Genomic DNA, 23651 nt, shown 5'->3' on the forward strand with positions numbered 1-23651 from the left:
GTAAATATCCTGAATCGTATAAACCAACTATGGATGATGGAAGCACAGATGATTTGACTGTAGAACTCATTTTTGAGGTGAATAATTCATCAGTAATAAATTTAAAAATAGATCCATTAGTAACTACAGCTAGTATGAAGGATTTAAAAAATCTAGAAACTAAAATAAATAAAAAAATAGAAGATATAACTGAACAATTGAAAGATATTGCGAACGATAGTTATCCAATAGTAGAAGCAACTGGAACTAATGCCTACGTAGGTTCTACAGCTAGAATAACTAAACTAAGTAAAGGTACAAGATGTACTTTGTTTGTAGCTACAGATTCTACTGGTAATTGTAGTTTGAATTTAAACAATTATGGAATAAAAAACATTAAAGATAGCTTTGGAAATATAGTTACTAATCTTAAAGCTAATATTCCATATAATTTATGCTATAATGGCATGGATTTTATATTACAGGGTAAAGGAGGTGGTGGAAACCTAATCCCTAAATATCTATTACAAGGCTACTATGGAGATGGAGATAGTGGAAGAGTAGATGGTGCTATGGTTAATAGAGGTACACCAGTTGTAAATCTAAATTGTGGTGGAACATTTAATTTACAGGAAGGTTATTATAGTGGAGGACAGGCAATTGCTAATAGTTTATCTAGTCAAACCCCTGGCAATGCTACAGCAGCACAAATATTAAGTGGATTTAGTGCTTGGGTAAATGGAAGTAAGGTAAATGGAAGTGCTACGATAGAAAGCTTAGGTGCTAGTAGGTTCGAATCAGGAACTATTAGCGGTGCTAATAAACAAACAATTAATTTAGGATTTACTCCTAATTTAATATTAGTAAGTAGTTATAGAGATGGAGGTGGAGGTGGAAGTGATACACGTGGACTTTATTTAAAAGATACAACTAAAAAACTCTATAATTACGCTTATGCGCTTACTATAGGTGGTATGGGGCTTCATGAAATTGGAAGTTCTTCTTGGGAGAATATAGAGGGCAGTCAATTTAGTGAAATCTCTGCCTCTTATAACCAAAGAATTGAGATTATAGATAATGGGTTTATAATTATAGCAGGTAATATAAAGAACGTTAATCACTGGATGGCTTTGAAAATATAATTAAAGAGAGGTGATAAAATGAAAATTTTAGCAGTATATGATTCTAAAGGACAACTTATATTTACTCAAACTAATGCTACAGATAAATATAAATGTCTAGTAGAAGATGTCGAGGAAAATAAAGAAATAATAGGAGTAGACTTAGAAACTAATAGGCTTATCCTTACAGATAGACTTGCAACTACAGAAGAAAAAGAACAACTTAAGAGAGAATTAGAAGCTAAGAATATAGAACTAGAGAAGAAAAATAAAGAATTAGAGATTAAAAATCAAGAGTTAGTTTCTAAAAATACTTATTTAGAAACTAAAGAAAATGAAAATATTAAATTAACAGATAAAGTTATCGAGCTTACAGCTAAAAACTTAATAAATCAATAGGAGGTACAATTTATGTTTGAAACTTGTAAAAAACAATATGAAAGAAAAATTGAGAGAGGATTATTAACAACTGAATATGTTGAAAAACAAAAGGTTTATATAGGCATATTCTTAATGAATGAGTTACTTATACAAGAACAATATCAAGAAATTTTAGAATTATTAACAGTTAATGTTAAAGCAGAAGATAAGGAAGTTTAGTTCGCAATAGGAATATAGGATAAATAATATTAAGGCAATAGATCAGCACCAGTAAGGTGTTTTTTTTATTGCCTATAAAACAAAGAGTTAAAAGAAACTATATGATAGAAAGTAAAAATTTACTAAATTTCTTAGATATAAAGGAATTTGTATTACGATTGTTGTTGGATTTTACTATATATGAAGTTAAAATAATTTATGGACGCGTTCAATAATGGGAATAAGGGAGAAATAATAGAATGAAAAACTATTTAAAAAAATTTAGTATAGTATTATTAATGCTGTTAACATTTATAGGGATAGGAGCAATTCAGCATGGAACTGTAGCTAATGCAGCAACACTAGGAAAGCAACTGAGTAAACCAGAAGATGGGTGGAACAGATATAGCGATTCCGATAAAAATTTATCTTATAAAGGGTTTTATTTATTTGATGAAAGCACTCGTATATTAGATATGACGAATAATAGGAGTATGGCTTCTTCTGATGGAAATATAAAATTTAGATTTTTTGGAGAAAAGATAAGAATTTTAAGTTGTACTTTTAACAATAGAAATGATCATGTAGAAATAATAATAGATGGAATATCAGAAAAATTTAGAACAGATTATCCAACATCTAATTATGGAAGCATGTTAGTTTATCAAAATTTATCGCTTTCTAAAGAAATGCATGATGTTGAAATAAAAGTAACTAGTGAACCTAATAAAGGGGAATTCTTTTTTGATGGATTAGATATAGATAAAGATGGATATTTAGTATCTTTTCAAGATGAGTCAATATCATTAGATAGCTCATCATTAAGCTTAAAGCAATATAGTTCAAAAAAATTAACAGCAACAACTACGCCATCAGCATTAGAGATAGGATGGTCAAGTTCAGATGAAACAATTGCTACAGTAGATTCTAATGGAAATGTTAAAGCTATAAAAGAAGGACAAGTAACAATAACAGCGCAAATTAAAGAAACAGATATAAAAGCTATTTGTGAAGTTACTGTTACAAAAGATGTTGTTGATCCAGATCAACCTGAAATAACTTCAGATAAAATATTAAATGTAGATCCAGAAAAAGATAGAATAAAATTAAAAGAAGCTGTAACTGCAAATATAGTAATTGATAATATAAAAGAAATAGCAGCGGAAGATATGTTAATAAAATACGACAACACTAAATTAAAATTCTTAAGTATGGATGAAGTTGATGGAATAAAATTGGTAAAAGGTAATGAGAACAATGGAGAATTAAGAATAATTGTTGCAAGTAAGGGGTTAGCTAATATTGCTAATAATAAAAAGATATTATTAAAACTTAATTTCCAAGGTATAGCACAAGGAGAAGCTTTAGTTGACATAACTAAAGGTAAGATTTCTGATGGTATAGAAATGGAAAGAGATTTAACAGAAAATCAATGTGGAGAAGCAACGATAATTATAGAAGATGAAACTTTTTTAGATGTTAATAATGATGGGGTTTTTACTCTTTTGGATTTAGCAATTGATGCAAGACATTATGGAGAAGATCCAGCAAGTCTTCCTCAATATAATACAGATATTGTTATAAACCAAGCAATAGATAATGATGATCTATTAAAGATTGGTGAATATATGCTTGCTAATCCAGATTATGAATTAAAATAATTATTAAAAATAAAAGGAGAAAAAATATCTATGAGAATTTTCTATAAAAGAATAATTGTAATGTTCGTAATGGTATTAACTATTATGAGCATAGGAATAATGAAAAATGAAATTGTAGCTAATGCAGCAACTGTTGGACAACAATTAACTCAACCAGAAGAGGGTTGGAGAAGATTTGATGATACTGATAGTAATATAACATATAGTTCTAATATAAAAGCTTCTAAAGAAAGTGGAAATTACATGAGCACATATCATGGTGTCTGTAAAACAAAATTAGGAGAAACAATAAAGTTTAATTTTACTGGTGACAAAATTAGATTAATTGGTTTAATATCATCTAATTATACTCATAAAATTAAAATAGAAATAGATGGACAGGAAGATTATTTCGATTCAAATTTAAATTCAACTAAATATAATGATACTTTCTCAGCTGTTATGTATTCCAAAGAAAATCTATCTGAAGGAATCCACTGTGCTGTAATAACACATATAGAGTATATAGAAAATCCATTAACATATGATTTTAGACTTGATGCTATAGATATCGATGAAAATGGAGAACTGTTACCATATGAGGAAATAGAAACTCCAGAAGAACCTAATTATTCAGATAAAACTGGAGCAATATTAATAATAAACTTAGTAGATGGAGAAACAAAAGTATATGATGTATCGAGTTCAGAAGTTAAGAAGTTTCTAGAATGGTATGATGATAATGATACTCAAACATATAAATTTAAAAAAGAAGTTAATTCAAAAATATCAATAAATGAATATGTTGTACATGATAAAATAACAATGTTTGAAGTAAGAAAATATTAATATAAAAGCTTATAAAAGGCACTTACGAAATGTAGGTGTCTTTTCTTATATACAAAATTAAGGAAGGTGTTATATGGAAAATGAAGTAATTAAAACAATAGTAAGTCAAGGTGTATGGGCAGTATTATTTGTATGGCTCTTAATGGACACTAGAAAAGAGAGTAAAACTAGAGAAGAAAGACTTCAAACTATAATTAATAAGAATCAAGAGGTTATTGGAGAATTAGCAGAAAAGTTTGATGTAGTTGAGAATATAGAGAGTGATGTTAAGGAAATTAAAATAAAATTAGATGTGAAAGAGGGAATATAAAATGGATTATACAAATTTAGTACAATTTATACCAGAAAGCTTATTTATAGTTGTTGCAGCTATATATGTTGTAGGAATGTTTCTTAAAAAATTAGACAGCATACCAGACAAATATATAACAAGTATATTAATGCTGTTTGGTATTACTTTTGCAGTACTCTTAAGTATTATAAATGCACAAGTTAAGGTTACATTAGATGTAATTGTAAATGGAGTATTACAAGGTGTATTGTGTTGGGGAGTGGCTGTAGGACTAAATCAAACAGGGAAACAATTAAATAAACAAGAGTAATTTAGGTAGCGTTTAATGCTACCTTTTTTCTTTATATTAATAGAAGGAGGAATGTAAAATGTCTAATTGGAAATGGTGTGTTGAGGATTCAGATGGAAAAGTCATAAAAGGTTGGTATGAGGACAATGGAACTTGGTACTACTTAAAGGACAATGGAACAATGGCTACTGGCTGGATAAAGGACAAGGATGGTCGCTGGTATTACTTAGATTCTAATGGAGCTATGAAAACAGGCTGGTTAAAAGATAAAGATAAATGGTGTTACTTAGAGCCTAATTCTACTGGTTACAAAGGAGAAATGTATGGTAATTGTACTAAAATAATTGATGGTAAAGAATATACTTTTGATTCTACTGGTGCATGGATAGAGGAAACCACCCTCGTTAGTGAATCTTTAATAGAATTTATTAAAGGTTGGGAGGATTTCTTTGAACGTGCTTATTATGATGGATATGGTAAAACAGATACATATCTAACAATAGGCTACGGTACAACTAAAGCTGCTAACCCATCTGCTTTTCCTAAAGGCATTGAATCTACTTGTACTAAAGAACAGGCTACTACATGGTTAAAAGATGAAATAGATAAATGTGCTAATAAAATTAAAAATGCATTAGGTAGCATACAAATATCACAAAATCGTTTTGATTGCATGGTAGATATAGCTTATAATGCAGGAACAGGATCTTTAATTGGAGGAAACACATGGAAAGCATTAGTTAGTGGAAATCAAGATGCTATAGAAACATATGTAATGCAATGGAATAAAGCCAATGGTAAATACAGTGAAGGATTAAATAAAAGATGTAGAGCTAGAGTTAATATGGCTCTATATGAAATATATAATTCAGAGCATTAAATAATTAAATATGTTATAATATGTGTGGCTAAATTACACATAAAATTAGAAAACGAAGGGTAGTAGATAGGAGAAATCTTGTTTGTTACCTTTTTTCTTTTTATTTCATGGAAAACTTGTCCATTTTATAGAAATATTATACAATAAAAAAGACCCAAATTATGAAATTTTAGTTCAAAGGGTTCAATGCTATTATAAAGTATTAATATATCTGAATATAACTTATTGTTGATTAAATATGAAAAAGAGAGGTTGGTTTTGTATGGAATTTGAAATTAAGGAAAAGGAAATTTTAAATAAAATAGGAGTAGATGTTTTCTCAGAAAATAGAAATTATTGGTTTGTTAGAACTCAAAAAGGAACATATTATGAAGATTTTTTAAATGATAATTTTATTGGAATAGAGTGGGATAAAATTAGTAATATAAAAGAAATAAAAAATAGTAATGAAGAGGATTTAAAAGTTGAGGTGAATAAACAATACCCTGAATTAGAACGTCCAGGCTATGTGTCTGCCCAAATATACAAGTTTTGTAATTCAATGAAATCAGGAGATATAGTTTTGATTCCAAGCAAAGATTCAAAGTGGATAAGCTTTGGTGAAATCGTAGAAGATGATATTTATTTATATGAAGAGGACCAAATTGATTTTCAATATTTATTGGATGAATTTTATGATGAATCTGATGAGGTGTGTGATAAAACATTATTACTTAAAAGAAGAAAAATAAAATGGATAAAAACGGTAAAAAGAACGGAGTTAGATCCTTATTTATATAGCATAATATATTCACATAATGCTATTGTTGATGCTAAACCATATAGTATTTTTATTGATAGAACATTATCAAGATTTTATATAAAAGGCAATGAGGCTTATTATACATATAAAGTAAACAAAAAGCAAAATATACCATATAATGATGTATTAAGTTTTTTAAATAATAATAATAAATTAATAGAATATATAAGCAGTAAATCAGAGAAAACTAAAATAGATATCAATGACTTAGTATTAAAAATTAATGTTCAATCCAAAGGACCAATTCAACTAAAGGGAACAGTTAAAAATATATTAATTATAGGACTTATAACTGGAGCATTATTTGGAGTTGATATGAATATAGAAGCATTTGGACTAAAATATGGATTGAAAACTGATGGATTACCTAAATTGATTACTAATATAATGGAAACATATGATAAAATTAAAGATGATAAAGAAAATAGGGATTTGCAATCAATAATTGAAAACTTAGAAAAGGACAAAGAAAAATTAGAAATAGAATTAGCAGCAGATGAAAGCATTAATAATTAGGAAAATTAAAATAGAGAGCAATTGCTCTCTATAAATTATAATCATAAAATTGGATTTATTGTTATGAATTTTAATATTACTATTATACTAGTGAGTAAGCTTAATAAATCGCTAATATATATTTTCTTTAAAATTAAATAATCATTTTTTAGAAAAGTTTTATTAAATACAAATTTAAAAAGGAAGTAAAACAAAGAAAAAACAATCATAAATGTACCTAATTCAGATAAAAAATTTATTAAACTGGAAAAATACATTTAAAATCACCTCCTTTTATTAATTATAATTATAAATCATCAATTAAAATAATCAATACTATTTGTAATATTATATTCAATTGTTGCGTCAAATTTTACTAATTAAACATAAATTTATAAGCAGTAGGTAAAGAAGTTAATCTTACTTACTGCTTTGTTTTTATTTAACTAAAGTTAAAACTCCATTTTCATCTGCATGATACTTAGTTTGGTTATTACTATAATAGTCTATATAATATCCGTTAGTTAATAAAGAGCCATCTTTATTTATATAATATTTTTTATTATTATCTGAATTTTCGATTATATGATTTACTACCATATTACCATCTGTATTTATATAATACCAAGTTCCGTTTATATTAGCCCAAGCATTACAATAACCTTGATGAAAATCGGGGGTAGCTAAGCACCAATAGGGAGAACGGAATCCCCATTGAGAAGAATCTGCATTTACTGTTTGTGGATTTGAAATATAAATTGTATTACTTATAGTACTAGAACCTGTATTTCTATTTCTTTGCATTAAATCCCATTTGGTTTCCCATTCAGTAGCAGAAGCAGGAACGCTAAATAAACTTGCTCCTAACAATAATACACTAAAAATCTTAATTAATCTTTTTTTCATATTTATCACCTCTAGATATTTCTTTATCAAATTATTACATTTTAAAAATATTTTGTCAAATTATGGACAGACATAAAATAAAAATGCTTACCAAAAATAAGCAAATACATAAATCTATTCTAATAAAACTCTTTTGCAATATTATCACCTCATAGAAATTATTAACATAATATGGTAATATTATTCTTAGAGGTGGTTATATGAAGTTAACAAGGTTTCAAAAAGATTTTTTAGAAAAGACAGAACTATTTTTAAATAAAAATAACTTAATTGAGGATGAACACTATTCTGTATTTTTTAATGAAATAGTAGATTTAAAAACAAGAAATAACGAGATAAAATTATTGCTACAATTAAAAAATGATAAAGAAGTAGTCAAACAGTTAAAAAATATTGGATGGAATATAGAGCATAAATACTATTCAGATGGACAAGTATCGTTATATTCCAATAGAGATTTAAAGAACGATTATGGGAATATAGAAATGATACAGCTATCTTATTAGTTATCTAGGAGAATATTATGAGTGTTAAAAATAGACTATTAGAAATAAGATTAAATTTAGGATATAAAAAGCAAAAAGATTTTGCGGAATATTTAGGTTTTAAACAACCACAATATAATAAATTAGAAAATAATGTATCACAATTAACATTAGATCAATTGTTCTTAGTAGCAAGAAAATTAAAAATAAATATAAATGATATTGTTTTTTATGAGGATGAGTAGAAATATTCATCCTCATAATTTTTTATATAAATTTATAATTTTTTATTCTAATTTAGGTAATTTTTATTCTTTTAGAGCATATATTGAACTATAAGATTAATTAAAAGGAGATAAATTTATGCAAAGATATACAAATTTGAAGAATGCAATTTCAATTCATGGACTTGATATTGGAAATGCAACATTAATTAATTCAGATGGTTTAATATTGGATGCAAAGATTACAACAATAGAGCCAGTAAAAGAAATAGATAAAATAGTTATTGATGGGAAAACTTATTACTTAGGATATGGAAGTTATGATACAACATTTAGAAAAATTGAAAAAGAACATTATCTTGATATGATGTATGGATTATTAGCATTAACTACAAAAACAGTATACAACTATGTAGGATTAGGCTTGCCATTAGGACAATATAAGGCTGATAGAGAAAATTTGATAGATTTAGTTTTATCTAATGATAATAGAATAATTAAGGTAAATGATGAACTTGAAAAATCAATAGTAATAAAAGATGTTGAGGTATTTCCAGAAGGTGTTTCAACACTAAAAGATGATGAAGAATGTATTGTCATAGATGTTGGTGGTGGAACTACTGATTGCGGTTTAGTAGTTAATGAACATGGAAAAAGAAAGGTTCTTAATCCTATTAGTATACCAAAAGGTACTATTAAATTATATGATAAATTTGCTAATAAACTAATTAGCAAAGGATTAGATGTAACTTTGGAAGATGCAGAAAGAATTTTAAATAGAGGATACCTATATCAGCAAGGAACAGATGATATTAATTTTGCCATGTATGAATATGAAGAATTTGTTGAAAACTTAATTAGCAAATTACAACTTAATTACAATCTAAAAATTTATCCAATATCTATAACTGGTGGAGGTGGAGAAATTCTTTATAATCAATTAAAAAAAAGATTTAGAAATATAAGACTTCAACCTAGCCCTATTAAAGCAAATGCTAATGCTTATTATGAATTGGGGTGTTCAATATGGCAGTAGTTAAACCTGTTAGTTTTAAAAATAAAGAACATGATCTTCTGGAATTTATAGGTGAAAGAGATTTTAGTTACTATGTTAAAAATCTTATTAGAAAAGATATGGAGCAACAAGAAACAAAAACAGAACAAATTAGGCCTAAAAAGAAGAGAAATGTTAATTTTGATATATAAAAAAGCCTACCTGACGAATAGGTAGACTTAGGCTATATCACAGCTTCAGATAGCACTTATCTTTGAGTCTACTGCGTAGCCACGAAAGAACGCACTACAGTAGCAGTGTATGAGTTCAAAAAATGAAATAGAACTATTTTTAGTTAATTTTATAAATATTAATAATTTTTTAATATTTACATGCATAAATTTTTAATTAATTCTAGTGCTATATAAACTCCTGAAGATATAAAAAGAAATTCCATGATAACATCTCCTTACTTTTATATCTAAGAGTTTAACCAAAAAATAATTTTAATATACAGGAGGAAAATATATGTTCTCAAAAAAGATAACTTATACATTAGAAGAATTTAAAAATTATACGAAATTAACACAAGTAGAAAAAATAATATACGATTTTTCTAAAGAATTAGATAGAATCCAATTTAATTATAGTAAACATGAAAAATTATATAGAACACTTACGCTTATGTTAGCATCATTACTATTTTTTGAAAAAGCGACATATGCTAGCGCTCCAAGTACAGGATACCCAGAAATTGATGAAGGTGGATGGATAATTGTAAGTGGAATTCAAGCATGTATATTTTGGGTATCTTTAATGTATTCTTTACGTGCATTGTTTCTTATGACAATCAAAGGAGAAGGTGATTTTAAAAACGCTTTTTTAGGTATTTTGATTTGTGCAGCTGATTATGGAATACCATCAATTTTTGCTAAAATACCTGGACTTTTTAAATTTTAGTTGGGAGAGGGAGGAAACATTTATGGAAGAAATTAAAGAATTTTGTATTGTTACTAAAGATTTTTTTATTAATGCTGGAAAGGGAATTTTCTATATTACCCATCCTAAAGATTTGGGATTATTAATTTGGAATGGATGCGTATATAACAGTTTTATGATTTGCACTATAATATGCTTAACTTCTCTTATAATCTATATGTGTGGTAATAAAAAGGCTAAATTAGGAGTAACAGGAAGCTTTTTTGTTTATATATTAATACACATGCTTAATGCAATATTCTAAAAAGGAGATAATATATGTTTAAAAGAGAGCAAACAATGAAATTAAGTGATTATTTTGAACTTAAGAATCCTAAATATTCTACTTTACAAATAATTCCCCATAGTTCTAACAGAAATTATGATACTGAGATATTAGTACAAACAATATCTTCTATATATAAATTACCATATCAACACTTAAAAAGAGAAATTAACGAAAACAAAAAATTTAAATTCACATTTGAATTGCCTGAAAAAGCTAGTTTTATATTATCAATATCGAAAGACGATTGTAAATTTTATTTAGTTGTTCCTGAAAGGTATAAGAATTTATTTATTGAAAAATGTACAGATGTTTGGAATAGAGCGACAATTAATGAGGTTAATCCACTTCTGAATTTGGAAGGTGAAAAATATGAATTACATTATAAAAAAGAAGATCCTTTAAGCTTAAAAGTTAATAAAAAAACTAATGAACCACTTTCAAATATATTGTCTGTTAAAGATATTATGGATGGTGAAGATAAAATAAATATATTATATAATTTCATTCCTATAAGCCAAAATCGTTGGAAAGGAATTTACAAAGAAACTATAAAACATATTAATAATGGAATACCTATTGATAAAGAAAAATATACAATATCATTTTTTATTAGAATATTTTTTATAGGAGTAATTAAAGGTGTTGATTTTGCTTTTGATTTACTAAATGATTTTTTCGGAGATGGAAATTCAAATGTGAATAATGAAGCTGCAATTACAAGAACGTATACTTCAGATGAATTATCTAAAAATACTAAGAAAAAAGAAAATGCTACAGTTATAGGAACTCAAATTATAGTTAGTAGTAATAGTGTGGATAAAACAAGACAATGCAATAATGCTATTTCAACATGTGAAAGTTACAAGGCAATTAATGAAGACAATTCATTAGTTTATAAAAAAATTAATAATAACGTTCCGATAAATATTGAAAAGCATGTTATAGATAAAATTACAGTTAATAAAATGAGTACATTAGAATGTAATAATTTAATACAGATACCAGGAAGAGATTTATTAGACAAATATAAAATCAAAAGCAAAGTACAAGTATTAGAAAACCCAATTCCTGAAGAACTTAAAAATGGAAATATATCTATAGGGGAGAATACATGTAAAGGTAATAAACAAGATGCATTTTTACCTAAAGATTATAACTTTGCTAATTTAGCACTACTATTATTATCCCCACAAGGTGGAGGAAAAACTACGCTTATAGGGAATATTGTAAGTAGTGCTAATAAAGCAAAAGAAGCTAATATAGTAATGGACTATATTAAAAATTGTGAATTGGCTGAAAGCATAAAAAAAGTAGTTAATCCTTCAGATATAATAGAAATAGATCTTTCTAATGAACAATATTTTCAAGCTTTATCATTTAATGAAATAAATTATACTGGTACAAGTGAATTTGAAATGTTTGAGGTTGCTAATATGAAAGCAGAACAAACTTTAGCCTTTATAGATGCAGCTAATAGTGATGGAATTGCCTTGACTGGTAAAATGAGAAGATATCTTTCAGCTGCAGCTAACATAGTTTATCTTCATAATAATACATCCATTGGTGATGTTATAAAATGCCTAAATAAATATCAAAAAAGAATTGAGTATGTTGCTTGGGCTAGAGAAAATATTTCTACACAAGGTTTAGAATATCTTGAAGATATGTTGGATTCACTTGATGAACTTAATGAAGTTGAGAAAGATGTTGATAAAAAGACTAAGGAAGTTCTAAGATGTGAGATTGTTGGAACTAAAGACTCAAAAATAGAAGGTATATTAGATAGAGTTAATTTGATTCAGGAAAATATATACCTTAAGTATATGCTTAATATGAAGGCAGATAATAACATAAACTTTGTAAAAGCAATGGAAGAAGGCAAGACTCTTCTTATAAAAATGCCTGAGCATAAGTTTAATAATACTATGGTGAAAAATGTATTAATAACCTTCTTTACATCTAAAATTATTTTAGCGACAAAGCTTAGAGGAGCTCTTCATGAACAGCCTTCGAGATGCAATGTTTTTTATGATGAGATATATCAAGCTCCTACTGCTGAAAATATAATATGTAATGTATTAAGCCAACTTAGAAAATTTGGTACTAAAATTGTAATATCAGCACACTATATGGATCAATTATCAAATAAGCTTAAAGGTGAAATAAAAGCTTCCGGATCTTCATATATGTTACTTCAAGGAGCAGATAAAAAGAATTTTGATGAATTAAAAGAAGAACTATTCCCGTATGAATTAGAAGATTTATTAAAATTAGAGCAATTCAATAGCTTGAATCTAATAAGATATAAGAATGGCTATGCTAAATTTATAACAAAATTGCCTAAGCCTATAGAGAAACAATGATAATAAAATACTGTATAATGTGTTTTATCTTTGGATTTACTGGGAATAAGTTGTTTGGTAAAAAGAAAAATACAAACAATAGTATAATAATTGCTTGCAAAATTACTATACTATTATTAATAATAAATGTGTTTTTTAGTATAATTTAAAATAGGACCAGGATTAATATTCCTGGTCTTTTCTTTTTTAACATATTAGCTTCCTTTTTAAATAACATTTAATCATCACTTTTTATCTTATAATGATCTTTTATAATTTTTGCTACCATTTTACTAATGCTTCTATCCTCGTATTCAGCTTCTTTTTCTAGTTTTTCATATACTTTTTTAGGAATTACAGAAGTAATTCTTGTATTTTCTTTTTTAATCATAGTGCATCACCCCTACATTGTAAGTATATAAAAAGTGATGCACTACGTATCAAAAGTGAGGAACAGTGCTACACTTTTGATACGTAAATCTTTTTAAAATTCTTGTATTTAATTTTTATTACATAGCTGGAATTTTATTTTCTCAACAAAATACAAATATATTTGCAAATGTTCAATATCTAATTGCTGAGATAACTTTAAAATTAGTTTTACATTAGGATTGCAAAGTTCAGGATGTTTTTCTAATTGACATACGGTACTTTTACTAACATTAAGTAATAATGCTAATTCTTCTTGAGTAAATTTTTTATCTTTTCTCTTTTGTTTTAACATAGAATCACCTCATCAAAAGTAACACACAATTTATTATACATAATTCTACAGAATATATTATACTCCTTCTATGCTTTAATATAATGTTTTATATTTATTTTAGAAAGATAAATTTCAGAATATCTTATTTTTTTACGACAAAAATAGATTCTGTTAACAAATTTATTTTTAAAGGATTAAAAAATAAATATAAAAAAACTATAAAATGACAATTAATTTATAAATACATTTAATATCTACATTTTATACGCTAGTTATTATTTGCATAAAATTGGAATAGTCAGAAGATGTCGAAAGTTTAGTGGTACTAAACTTTTTTTGATGTATAATAAGTCCTGTAAAGGAAATTAAGTGCGCTAAAAATAAGTTGATATATCAACCTCTAATTCAAAGGGGTAAAAATATGGAAGATAATAAAACAATAAAAGATAAAAATAGTTATATGAGCAAAAATGAAGAAAAATTTTATAAATTATTATTGAAACTACAAAGAAAAATTGTATTATTATAAGTATAAGATTATTTAATTTATCTAAATATATTGTATAATGCAGAAAGATAAATAATCATGTTATTTTATTAGCATAGGATCAGCAAGTTTTTATATAGGTCTTGGATATTCTATAAATGCTTTGGTTATTATTGGTTGTGGAATAAAAGTTGCACACGCTATAGGTGAGAAAGATGATAAAAATATAAAAGAATATATAAATGCAGGACTTTTAATTAATTTAATAATTGGATTTATTTTCATGTTATCTATGATATTTTTAGGGAAGAATTTTATAAATTATTTAAATTTAAATAATCCAATTGTTGAAAGCGATTCATATACATATTTATTAATAAGTGGACCAACTATGCTTATTGCCTTCTTTAATTTATTGTATGCGAGAATACTGGGGAGCTTTGGCAATAACAAGTTAGCCTTTAATATAAATGCAATAGGAATAATTATAAATATCATTTTAGATCCAATACTTATTTATACATTTAAATTAGGAGTACTTGGAGCGGCATTAGCCACTTTAGTTGCTAACATAGTTATGTTTTTAATATATATTTTCAAATGCAAGGAAATTTTAAAATATAATTTTAAATATAAACTGGATTATAAAAAAGTAATAGAGATAGTAAGACTGGGTTTCCCAATGTCTCTTCAAAGAGTATTATTTACTATTATAAATATAGTACTTGCGCGAATTATAAGCAGATTTGGAACAGATGCAATAGCTGCTCAAAAAATAGGTCTTCAAATAGAATCTATAACTTATATGGTTATAGGCGGATTAAATGGAGCTATTTCTAGTTTTACAGGTCAAAACTTTGGAGCAAAAAAATATAATAGAATAAATGAAGGATATAATACTGCACTTAAGATAGGAATCACATATTCATTTATAATGACTGTATTATTTTTGTTTTTTAATATACCAATAATTAAGTTATTTATTAGAGATGAAGCTACAATAATTATAAGCTCATCCTATCTTAAAATTATTGCTTTTTCACAAATTTTCAGCACAATAGAAATGGTGTCTAATGGATTGTTTACAGGGGTAGGAAAACCTAAAATACCAGCAATTATTAGCATAGTATTTACTGTTTTAAGAATACCCATGGCACTTATCTTTATAGAAAAATTTGGACTGAATGGAGTTTGGATTAGTATAGCACTATCTAGTATTTTAAAAGGTACAATGGCATATTTACTGTACATGTTAAAGGTAAGAAAGGAATTTAGCGATGTTAAAGTATATTAAGGAAAAGGTTACTATCAATCAACTGCTAAAAGCAAATTATGGAATTGAAAGAGAAATGTTAAGAGTTAATGAAAAAGGAAAGCTATCTTTAAAGGAACATCCAAAAGTTTTTGGAGATAAGATAAATAATCCTTATATAACTACTGACTTTTCAGAAAGTCAAATAGAAATGATAACTCCAGTATTTGATACTGTAGAAAAAGTTCATAAATTTATAAGTTCACTTTATGATATTGTATCTCAAGAAATTGGAGATGAATATTTATGGCCACAATCTATGCCATGCTTAATTCCTGATGGAAGTGAAATACCTATTGCTAAATATAATGAAGGCTCTAAAGGAAAAGAAGCAAAACACTACAGAGAAAAATTAATACACAGATATGGAGGAAAAAAACAACTTATTTCTGGCATACATTATAACTTTTCATTTAATGAGGAACTAATAAAAAGCTTATATAAAGAGTATGGGGTAAAAGGTACTTATAAAACTTTTAAAAACAATATTTATCTAAAAGTTGCAAGAAATTATCTTAGATACAGATGGCTAATAATATATCTTTTAGGAGCAAGTCCTATTTTACATAGCACATACATTGAAAATAGTAAGAATGAATTTGAAAAAATAGGGATGGATACATTATCTAATAACGAAGCTACATCTTATAGAAGTGGAGAATATGGATATAGAAATAATATAGATTTATTTCCAAACTATTATAGTGTGGAAGGATATATTGAAAGCTTAAAATCATTTATAAATGATGGTATTATTGATAGTTATAAAGAATTATACAGTCAAATAAGATTAAAACCCAAGAACAATGATGATTTTTTAAATTCACTATTAAATGATGGAATAAACTATTTGGAGTATAGAACTATAGATATAAACCCATTTGAAAAGAGCGGGATAGCTTTAGATGATTTATATTTCCTTCAAATATTCAATATATTTTTATTAATAAAAGAAGAAAGTGACTATGAAACTTGGCAACAAGAAGCGTTGGAAAATCAAAATATTATATCAAATTTTGGACAAAGCAATGTTGAACTAAAAAGAGATGGAATATCTATATCAAGAGATACATGGGCTTTAAAATTATTAGAAGAGATTAAGAACTTAAATAGTGAACTTAAACTTGGAAAAGAGAATATGATAGATTCTATGATTAGTAAAGTTAATAATAGTAATCTTACATATTCATATAGGATACTTGAAAAAATAAAAAACGAAGGATATGTTAATGGCTTTTTAAACTTATCAGAGAAATATAAAGATGATGCATATAATAATAGATTTAAATTTGATGTATATGAAGATTTAGAATTATCTACTCAAATTTTGATAAAAGAGGCAGTAAAAAGAGGAATTAAATTTAATGTTATAGATAGAAGCGATAATTTTATTTCACTTCAAAAAGGCGAAAAGGTGGAGTATATAAAACAAGCAACTAAAACTTCAAAAGATAATTATGTTAGTGTTTTAATTATGGAAAATAAAGTGGTCACGAAAAAAGTACTTAAAGATAATGATATTAAAGTGCCAAAAGGAAGTGAATTTACTTCAATAGATAATGCAATAAGCATGATAGATGAATTTATAGATAAGCCAATAGTAATAAAGCCTAAATCCACTAATTTCGGCATAGGAATAGGTATATTCACAGAAAAATGTGATAAAGAAGATTTTATTTCAGCATTAAAAATAGCATTTAAGCATGATGACACAGTCTTAGTAGAAGAATTTATAAGAGGAAAAGAATATAGATTTCTAGTAATAAATGATGAAGTGGCAGGTGTCTTACATAGGGTGCCAGCTAATGTTATTGGTGATGGTGCAAGTAGTATAAAAGATTTGGTAGAAACAAAAAATCAAGATCCATTAAGAGGATATCATTATAGAACACCATTAGAAAAAATAAATTTAGATGAAAATGTAAAATTATTTCTCAAACAACAAAATAAAGATTTTGATTATGTACCTAAAAAAGGTGAAACCATATATTTAAGAGAAAATTCCAATATAAGTACAGGTGGAGATAGCATAGATTATACTGATGACATATTAGAAAAGTTTAAAAATATAGCAGTAGAATGTGCAAAATCAGTAAATGCCAAAATATGTGGAGTTGATATGATCATAGAAGATTATAAAGATGAAAACTCAGCATATGCAATAATTGAGCTTAATTTTAACCCAGCAATACATATTCATTCTTATCCATATAAGGGTACAGAAAGAAATATAGCTGTAAAAATATTAGATCTATTAGGATTTATTTAAAGTAAATATAAAATCAGGCTTATGTTAATAGGAAATATTAATATGAAGTAAAAACAAAGTTAAATAGAATATGATGTGATATAAGAAGTTCTAAGATAATGAAACTTAGAACTTCTTTTTTTATACATTATAAAAAAAGAAATGTTATAATTATTAATAATAAATAGGATTGGTGCGTAAAATGGAGGAAATAAAATGGACGAGTTATTAGATATATATGATAAGAATGGTAAAAAAACTGGAGTCATTAAAAAAAGAGGAGCTGAGTTAAAAGAGGATGAATATAATTTTGCAATTGAATTATGGGTGGTAAATAGTAAAAATGAAATATTAATTCAAAAAAGAGCTTCATGTAGAAAAGTATTACCTAATGTTTGGGGAATGACTACAGGTTACATAAAAAGTGGAGAAGATACTAAAAATGGATGCATAAGAGAGGCTAAAGAGGAGATAGATTTAAAAATACTGAAAGAAGATTTTAATCTTATTTGCAATTTAATACATGGAAATACTATGTGGGACGTATTCGCAGTAAAAAAAGATTATGATATATCAAAAGCATCTTTGCAAAAAGAAGAGGTTAGTGAAGTTAAGTGGGTATCTGTAAATGAATTTAAAAGAATGGTTAATGAAGGCAAAGCATTTAAATATCCAGAAATATATGATATTTTAAATAAGATACAAGAACTGTTAATGGTATAAAATAAAAATAGAATATTAAGCAATAGATTATCGTAATCTATTAGTCAGCGTTGATATTGAGCTTAAAGCTATATTGCTTTTATATGTAGAGGTATTATTTAAAGCCTCTCGTCCCTTTTTAGTTGATTCTAAAGATTCAACTAATGTATCTTTCAAATTTTCTTGTGGATGTGGATTTTTATATATTGTTTCTATAGCATTTGAAAAGTCATCACCTAACACTGCATTTTCTAAATTTTTATTTAAATTGCTTATAAAATCAGTATCGGTGCTACTTTTATAAACATCAGTTTTTAAAAAAGGAATATGATTAACAGTATTATTATCTTTATTATTCATAAATTATTTTTAGTGAGACTGTATATTATAAGTAGAAAAATCTCACTAACTCCTCCTTTCTTACATTATTAGTAACTTTTAAATGTTTAATAACTTATTTGTATTTAGATAATATTATTTCTATTTAACATTTATAAATTTAGTATTTCTATAATAAAGATTTTAATTCTTTAATAAGTGTAATTTAAATAGTTAATTTAGATTATAATTCTATTCATAAAAGTTAATAATAAAGTTATAGTATTTATTAAAAATAAGAGGAATTCATATAGTTTTTTATTTTTAGAAATATAAAAATTTAACTTAGAGAATAACTTATATAAAAATGTAGTTTAAACAAAAGAGCTACAGTGAATTAATAAAATATAATATACTTATTATTTAAGTTATATATCTTAGGAGGAATTTTAATGAACTTATATATTGAAGAAGCACATGAAGTGTTATTTAAAAAAATTTTATGGTTTGAAAGTTTAGAAGAAGATATAATTAATTTAGCTGAAAATGAAGGTTTAGATATTGAACTTTTAATTAAAGATATAAATGAAGAGTATGGACCGAAACTTCCAAATCTTCCATTAGAAGAAATGGTTGATATAAATGATGTTAATGGATGGTTACAGGAAAAAATTATTTCAGCAGAAAAAAGAACAGCAGCATGGATTACAAGGATTATAAATAACAATAGTAATGCAAAGGATAAACTTGAAATGCTTTATAAAAATCAAGGAAAAAAAGCTGCTGAAGAATTGTTAGAAAAATGTATAGAGTTAAATACAGCTCCGCAAATATTTAATGGTGTATATGAATATATATTTGATGGTATACCAAGTGACAAAGTAAATGAGATTATTTCATCAAATGAAAATAAGGTTGAGTGGAAAAGAATAATATGTGTTCATGAAACCATATGGAACAAAGAACATGGAGACGTTAATTACTTTTATTATTTGAGAAGTAAATGGATAGAAGAATTTGTACATAATGCAAATAATAAATTTGAATATATAAAATCTAAAGATGGAATACAATCAATAGTAAAAAAAGATATATAAGATTAGTTAATCTTATAATTAAAAATAAAGCTTGTAATTTTTTCAAATACATATAGTTTATTTTTAAATTAAAATTAAATTACATAAAAATTTATAGGTAAAGTAAAAAACAGTAAGTAGATGTTTTATATTCTCAATTATAGGAACATTTTTATTATTTTAATTAATTACTATAAAGAGTGAGTATAATTAATACAATTACTGTTTTTTGTTATTGCTTAGAAGAAATATTTTGGATGATGATACACTGTCATATACAGTTATCAGTGGAATTATATTAAATTAGGTTAAAGTTTAATATTTTCAAAAATAGTTAGGGATATAATATTAAGAATCTTTTAAGAAATAACTAATATCTTTATAAGTTCTAGTTTATTATAATAAAGGTGTACTATATAAAGTAGTACACTTAATACAAGGAGGTAAGTATATGAGAAAATCTAAAATAATAGTTGCTTTAGGCGCGTTTGTAGTTATGACAGCACTGATTTGCATAGGCTCTAGTGATAAGATATACAAAAAACAAGTACATTTTAACACTACAGATGAAATATTAAATCAATTAGAAAATAATAAAACTATAGTATTTAATGAAAAAAGTGACTGGGTGGCTAGCAAACAATTTAGTGAGTGTCTTTCATTAAGAAAAAGAATTGCAGGATCAGCAATAGATTATGAAACTATTCGTAACATAGAAAAACAAGAATTAGATGAAGAAGAGATTAACTCAATAAAGAAGGAGTATATTGATGCTGCATCAAGATTATCCAATTATAAAATACAAGATAATATTAATGTGGTTAGGATTAAAGCGGATACACAGTATCCAAGGGCAAATTCTTTAAATAAACAGATGATAGATATGATATTAATAGATGAAGGTGAAGGGAAAGTAATAGATTATATTAGTATTTGGGATATAGATAAAGATGGAGAAATAAATAAGGAGAATCATAATGATAAAGGTTGATCCAAGGAGCAGTACTCCTATATATGAACAAGTTGAACTTAGAATTAAGGAATTAATTTTAAAGGGCGCTTTAAATGAAGGTGAAAAATTACCATCAGTTAGAGAATTATCATCGATATTAACTATAAATCCTAATACTATAAGTAAAGCTTACAGAGAATTAGAGAGAGAGGGCATTATAGAAACATTGAGGGGAAAGGGAACATTTATAACTCATAATATAAAATCAACTACTGACTCAAAAAAATTAGAGAAAATTAGAGAAGAATTAAAGAATTTAATTTTAGAGGCAAGTTATGTTTCAATAGACAAAGAGAAATTTTTAAATATAGTACAAGTAATATTTGATGAATTAGGAGGAAAAGATCGTGATTCAGGTAAATAATTTATCTTTTAAGATAGATGATAAAGAAATTTTAAAAGATATTAATTTAAATATAAATGAAGGAAAAATATTTGGGATAATTGGTCCTAATGGAGTAGGTAAATCTACTTTGCTTAGATGTTTAAGTGGAATTTATAAGACAAGTGAAGGTGAAGTAAAATACAATGATGAAAATGTATATGATAATCCAAAGGTTAAAGAAAATATTGGATTTGTAGCAGATGAAAATACTTTTTTCTATAATTTTAAAGTTAAGGAAGTTTTGAAATACTATAAGTATGCATATAAAAACTTTGATATTGATAGATTCAATGAATTAAATGAAATATTTAAATTGCCACTAAATAAATTTGTATTTCAATTTTCAAAGGGAATGAAAATGAGATTATCTTTAGCATTAGCATTTTCAATTAATGCAAAATATTTAATTTTGGATGAACCAACATCTGGACTTGATCCAATAGTAAAAAATAAGCTTTTAAAGATATTTATAGATGAAGTGGCTAATAATAATGCTACTATCATAATAAGCTCTCATCATCTTGGGGAATTAGAAAGAATATGTGATGAAGTTGCTATATTGGATGAAGGAAAAGTTTCGTATAAAAATTCTATTGAAAATATGAAAAATAAAATAAAGAAAATACAAGTAGCATTTGATAAACCAACATATGAAGAAGATTTAAATTTAAAAGGAATATTTAAGATATCTAAAGTGGGACGAGTATTTACAATTATAACTGATCAATATGATGAAGAATTCATAAAAGCTTTAAATAAGTTTAATCCATTGTTTATGGAAGAAATAGATTTAAGCTTAGAAGATATCTTTATTTACAAAGTAGATAAGGAGAATAACAATGAGAAGATATTTAAATAAGGCATTAATTTATCAATGGTTTAATTCAGCTAAGTTTGCAATAATTGCAGGAATACTTTTTTGGGGATTATATTCTAATGCTATAATCAGTGATGTACATTTGGGTGTATTAAATGATATTTCTAGATTAAATTCTAATGAATTTAGAACAGTAGGGTTTGAACAATATTTTATATTAGGATTAATATTTTTGGTTATTTATGTTTTAACTTTTGGAAACAATAAGCGTAATACAGAAATATTTTTATCAAGTGGTCCATATACAAGGAAGCAAATAAAATTCAATGAAGTGATTTGTTATATGATTACATTAGGACTTTTTGTTTTAACATATTTATATATAGCAAGTACATTTTATATTAGAAATATAGATAATTTTATAATTATTAGTGGATACTTTACCATAATTATGGTTGAATTAATAAAAGTTGTATTATTTGGAATAATAGGAATAATAGTTATGCTTACTATAGATTCTATGTTCTCTAATAATATGGTAGGAATAATGTTTATGATAATAATTCCTATTTCTTTCATCTTTTCTTTAGTTAGAAAATTTGATCATTATTATTATATGTGGATGAATAGAGTAATAGTAAAAGAACATACGAGTGAAGAATTAAATAGATTCAGTTCAGCTGGACTCTTTGAAGGTTATACATGCGCTGATCAAATTAGAATGAGAAATTTATTTATAGGGTCATGCATACTTATATTAATCATAGTAGTTTCTTTATTTATATTAAACTATGTTCAAAGAAAAAATTCTTTAGAAACCAATGTTGGATTCTTTGGTTCTACATGGAGTAAAAATGTAGTAATTGTCTATCTATCAATAGCATTTGGAATAATTTTAAGTGATTTAATACTAGGAAACTATAAAGAACGATTTACAGACTCTTATTATTTTGTAGAAAAGATATCTATTAATAACTATTTGACAAGTTTTGGAATAGACTTAGGATTATCAGCTATAGTAGGAATTATAATATATATGATAATTAAAAAAGTATCAAAGAAGTTAGCTTAAATTTTATTAAAGAAGGAGCTGTTGCAAGACAAAATGCAACACTCCTTTTTCAATGTAAAGGAATATATAAAACTTTTAAAGTTTGAAAAGCTGATAAAAGATAGCTTTAAGAAAATATTAGTTGAGAATTAAACGTTGAAAATTGAGGGTAATGGAATAAATTTCTTAGTGGAATTTTTAAATATATATTTTTAGAAAGCCAATAAGACCTTCTAACAAAACTTTCAATTCTTATTTGTACACTTTCAACTAAAAAAGACATGAAGTAGCTACGTTAACCCTATTAATTTATTATAACTCCTAGAATAAAAAAGCCTAAGTCCTAATATAAAAAATTATTTTCAAACAATAGAACACAAAATTTGAAGTTTG

Annotated in this window: 27 protein-coding genes and 1 pseudogene; 24 read left to right on the plus strand and 4 right to left on the minus strand. The window is 25.8% G+C overall.

Features of this window, described 5'->3' with window-relative positions; translation table 11 throughout:
* From RYM86_RS09635 to RYM86_RS09675, 9 genes are all read left to right on the plus strand, one after another.
* On the plus strand, nt 1–1121 hold a 1121-nt coding region (locus RYM86_RS09635), incomplete at its 5' end, for a phage tail protein (RefSeq protein ID WP_315079986.1).
* 18 nt (nt 1122–1139) lie between these two features.
* A complete protein-coding gene (locus tag RYM86_RS09640) occupies nt 1140–1499 on the plus strand; it encodes a hypothetical protein (protein WP_315079989.1) in 360 nt (119 codons plus the stop codon).
* Nucleotides 1500–1511: 12 nt separating this feature from the next.
* On the plus strand, nt 1512–1700 hold the full coding sequence (locus RYM86_RS09645) for a hypothetical protein (RefSeq protein ID WP_260534539.1): 189 nt from the start codon (nt 1512–1514) through the stop codon (nt 1698–1700).
* 239 nt (nt 1701–1939) lie between these two features.
* The gene (locus RYM86_RS09650) at nt 1940–3340 is read left to right on the plus strand and encodes an Ig-like domain-containing protein (protein WP_315079991.1); all 1401 of its coding nucleotides are present in this window, start codon (nt 1940–1942) and stop codon (nt 3338–3340) included.
* A 30-nt stretch (nt 3341–3370) separates the two neighbouring features.
* Nucleotides 3371–4168 (plus strand): hypothetical protein, encoded by a 798-nt coding sequence (locus RYM86_RS09655; RefSeq protein ID WP_315079992.1) that lies wholly within the window; start codon nt 3371–3373, stop codon nt 4166–4168.
* Nucleotides 4169–4241: 73 nt separating this feature from the next.
* Entirely contained in the window at nt 4242–4478 is a 237-nt protein-coding gene (locus RYM86_RS09660) for a BhlA/UviB family holin-like peptide (RefSeq protein WP_315079993.1), read from the plus strand.
* A gap of 1 nt (nt 4479) precedes the next feature.
* Nucleotides 4480–4770 carry a phage holin family protein gene (locus tag RYM86_RS09665; protein ID WP_315079995.1) on the plus strand — a complete coding sequence of 97 codons (291 nt, stop codon included), beginning with the start codon at nt 4480–4482 and terminating at the stop codon, nt 4768–4770.
* A 58-nt stretch (nt 4771–4828) separates the two neighbouring features.
* Nucleotides 4829–5629, plus strand: coding sequence for a glycoside hydrolase family protein (locus RYM86_RS09670; protein WP_315079998.1), 801 nt, complete (start codon nt 4829–4831; stop codon nt 5627–5629).
* 262 nt (nt 5630–5891) lie between these two features.
* Nucleotides 5892–6947: a hypothetical protein gene (locus RYM86_RS09675; protein ID WP_315080000.1), complete on the plus strand. Its 1056-nt coding sequence runs from the start codon at nt 5892–5894 to the stop codon at nt 6945–6947.
* A gap of 417 nt (nt 6948–7364) precedes the next feature.
* Here RYM86_RS09675 and RYM86_RS09680 read toward each other — a convergent pair whose 3' ends face one another.
* Nucleotides 7365–7832 carry a hypothetical protein gene (locus tag RYM86_RS09680; RefSeq protein WP_315080002.1) on the minus strand — a complete coding sequence of 156 codons (468 nt, stop codon included), beginning with the start codon at nt 7830–7832 and terminating at the stop codon, nt 7365–7367.
* 200 nt (nt 7833–8032) lie between these two features.
* Between RYM86_RS09680 and RYM86_RS09685 the strand changes: the two genes are divergently transcribed.
* From RYM86_RS09685 to RYM86_RS09715, 7 genes are all read left to right on the plus strand, one after another.
* Nucleotides 8033–8338 (plus strand): hypothetical protein, encoded by a 306-nt coding sequence (locus tag RYM86_RS09685; RefSeq protein ID WP_315080005.1) that lies wholly within the window; start codon nt 8033–8035, stop codon nt 8336–8338.
* Between the two features lie 17 nt (nt 8339–8355).
* Nucleotides 8356–8562 (plus strand): helix-turn-helix transcriptional regulator, encoded by a 207-nt coding sequence (locus tag RYM86_RS09690; RefSeq protein ID WP_315080007.1) that lies wholly within the window; start codon nt 8356–8358, stop codon nt 8560–8562.
* Between the two features lie 118 nt (nt 8563–8680).
* Nucleotides 8681–9577 (plus strand): ParM/StbA family protein, encoded by an 897-nt coding sequence (locus tag RYM86_RS09695; RefSeq protein WP_315080008.1) that lies wholly within the window; start codon nt 8681–8683, stop codon nt 9575–9577.
* Nucleotides 9568–9747: a hypothetical protein gene (locus tag RYM86_RS09700; protein WP_315080010.1), complete on the plus strand. Its 180-nt coding sequence runs from the start codon at nt 9568–9570 to the stop codon at nt 9745–9747. The genes RYM86_RS09695 and RYM86_RS09700 overlap by 10 nt, the downstream gene beginning before the upstream one ends.
* Nucleotides 9748–10063: 316 nt before the next feature.
* Nucleotides 10064–10495, plus strand: coding sequence for a hypothetical protein (locus RYM86_RS09705; RefSeq protein WP_315080012.1), 432 nt, complete (start codon nt 10064–10066; stop codon nt 10493–10495).
* Between the two features lie 22 nt (nt 10496–10517).
* The gene (locus tag RYM86_RS09710; protein ID WP_315080014.1) at nt 10518–10778 is read left to right on the plus strand and encodes a hypothetical protein; all 261 of its coding nucleotides are present in this window, start codon (nt 10518–10520) and stop codon (nt 10776–10778) included.
* A 14-nt stretch (nt 10779–10792) separates the two neighbouring features.
* A complete protein-coding gene (locus tag RYM86_RS09715) occupies nt 10793–13165 on the plus strand; it encodes a hypothetical protein (protein WP_315080016.1) in 2373 nt (790 codons plus the stop codon).
* A 217-nt stretch (nt 13166–13382) separates the two neighbouring features.
* On the opposite strand, the gene RYM86_RS09720 is transcribed toward RYM86_RS09715, so the two are convergent.
* The gene (locus tag RYM86_RS09720; RefSeq protein WP_315080017.1) at nt 13383–13535 is read right to left on the minus strand and encodes a ribbon-helix-helix domain-containing protein; all 153 of its coding nucleotides are present in this window, start codon (nt 13533–13535) and stop codon (nt 13383–13385) included.
* Nucleotides 13536–13643: 108 nt separating this feature from the next.
* Nucleotides 13644–13868, minus strand: coding sequence for a helix-turn-helix transcriptional regulator (locus RYM86_RS09725; RefSeq protein WP_315080018.1), 225 nt, complete (start codon nt 13866–13868; stop codon nt 13644–13646).
* A gap of 581 nt (nt 13869–14449) precedes the next feature.
* Here RYM86_RS09725 and RYM86_RS09730 point away from each other — a divergent pair.
* The 3 genes and pseudogenes from RYM86_RS09730 to RYM86_RS09740 all read left to right on the plus strand — a co-directional run.
* A pseudogene (locus RYM86_RS09730) lies at nt 14450–15631 on the plus strand (MATE family efflux transporter); the annotation flags it as partial.
* Complete coding sequence (gshAB, locus tag RYM86_RS09735; RefSeq protein WP_315080021.1) at nt 15615–17918, plus strand: bifunctional glutamate--cysteine ligase GshA/glutathione synthetase GshB; 2304 nt, start codon at nt 15615–15617, stop codon at nt 17916–17918. The pseudogene RYM86_RS09730 and the gene gshAB, both read left to right, overlap by 17 nt.
* A gap of 195 nt (nt 17919–18113) precedes the next feature.
* Nucleotides 18114–18620: an NUDIX domain-containing protein gene (locus tag RYM86_RS09740; RefSeq protein WP_315080024.1), complete on the plus strand. Its 507-nt coding sequence runs from the start codon at nt 18114–18116 to the stop codon at nt 18618–18620.
* 27 nt (nt 18621–18647) lie between these two features.
* Here RYM86_RS09740 and RYM86_RS09745 read toward each other — a convergent pair whose 3' ends face one another.
* Complete coding sequence (locus RYM86_RS09745) at nt 18648–18959, minus strand: hypothetical protein (protein WP_315080025.1); 312 nt, start codon at nt 18957–18959, stop codon at nt 18648–18650.
* A gap of 410 nt (nt 18960–19369) precedes the next feature.
* On the opposite strand from RYM86_RS09745, the gene RYM86_RS09750 reads away from it, so the two are divergent.
* From RYM86_RS09750 to RYM86_RS09770, 5 genes are all read left to right on the plus strand, one after another.
* Nucleotides 19370–20014 carry a hypothetical protein gene (locus RYM86_RS09750; RefSeq protein WP_315080027.1) on the plus strand — a complete coding sequence of 215 codons (645 nt, stop codon included), beginning with the start codon at nt 19370–19372 and terminating at the stop codon, nt 20012–20014.
* 430 nt (nt 20015–20444) lie between these two features.
* Nucleotides 20445–20984, plus strand: coding sequence for a hypothetical protein (locus RYM86_RS09755; protein ID WP_315080030.1), 540 nt, complete (start codon nt 20445–20447; stop codon nt 20982–20984).
* Entirely contained in the window at nt 20971–21369 is a 399-nt protein-coding gene (locus RYM86_RS09760) for a GntR family transcriptional regulator (RefSeq protein ID WP_252229772.1), read from the plus strand. Before RYM86_RS09755 ends, RYM86_RS09760 begins: the two co-directional genes overlap by 14 nt.
* Complete coding sequence (locus RYM86_RS09765; RefSeq protein ID WP_315080036.1) at nt 21353–22249, plus strand: ABC transporter ATP-binding protein; 897 nt, start codon at nt 21353–21355, stop codon at nt 22247–22249. The genes RYM86_RS09760 and RYM86_RS09765 overlap by 17 nt, the downstream gene beginning before the upstream one ends.
* Nucleotides 22230–23279, plus strand: coding sequence for a hypothetical protein (locus RYM86_RS09770; protein WP_315080039.1), 1050 nt, complete (start codon nt 22230–22232; stop codon nt 23277–23279). Before RYM86_RS09765 ends, RYM86_RS09770 begins: the two co-directional genes overlap by 20 nt.
* Nucleotides 23280–23651 lie beyond the last annotated feature (372 nt).

Origin of the sequence: uncultured Clostridium sp. (assembly GCF_963527835.1) — a bacterium.
GTDB lineage: Bacteria > Bacillota > Clostridia > Clostridiales > Clostridiaceae > Clostridium.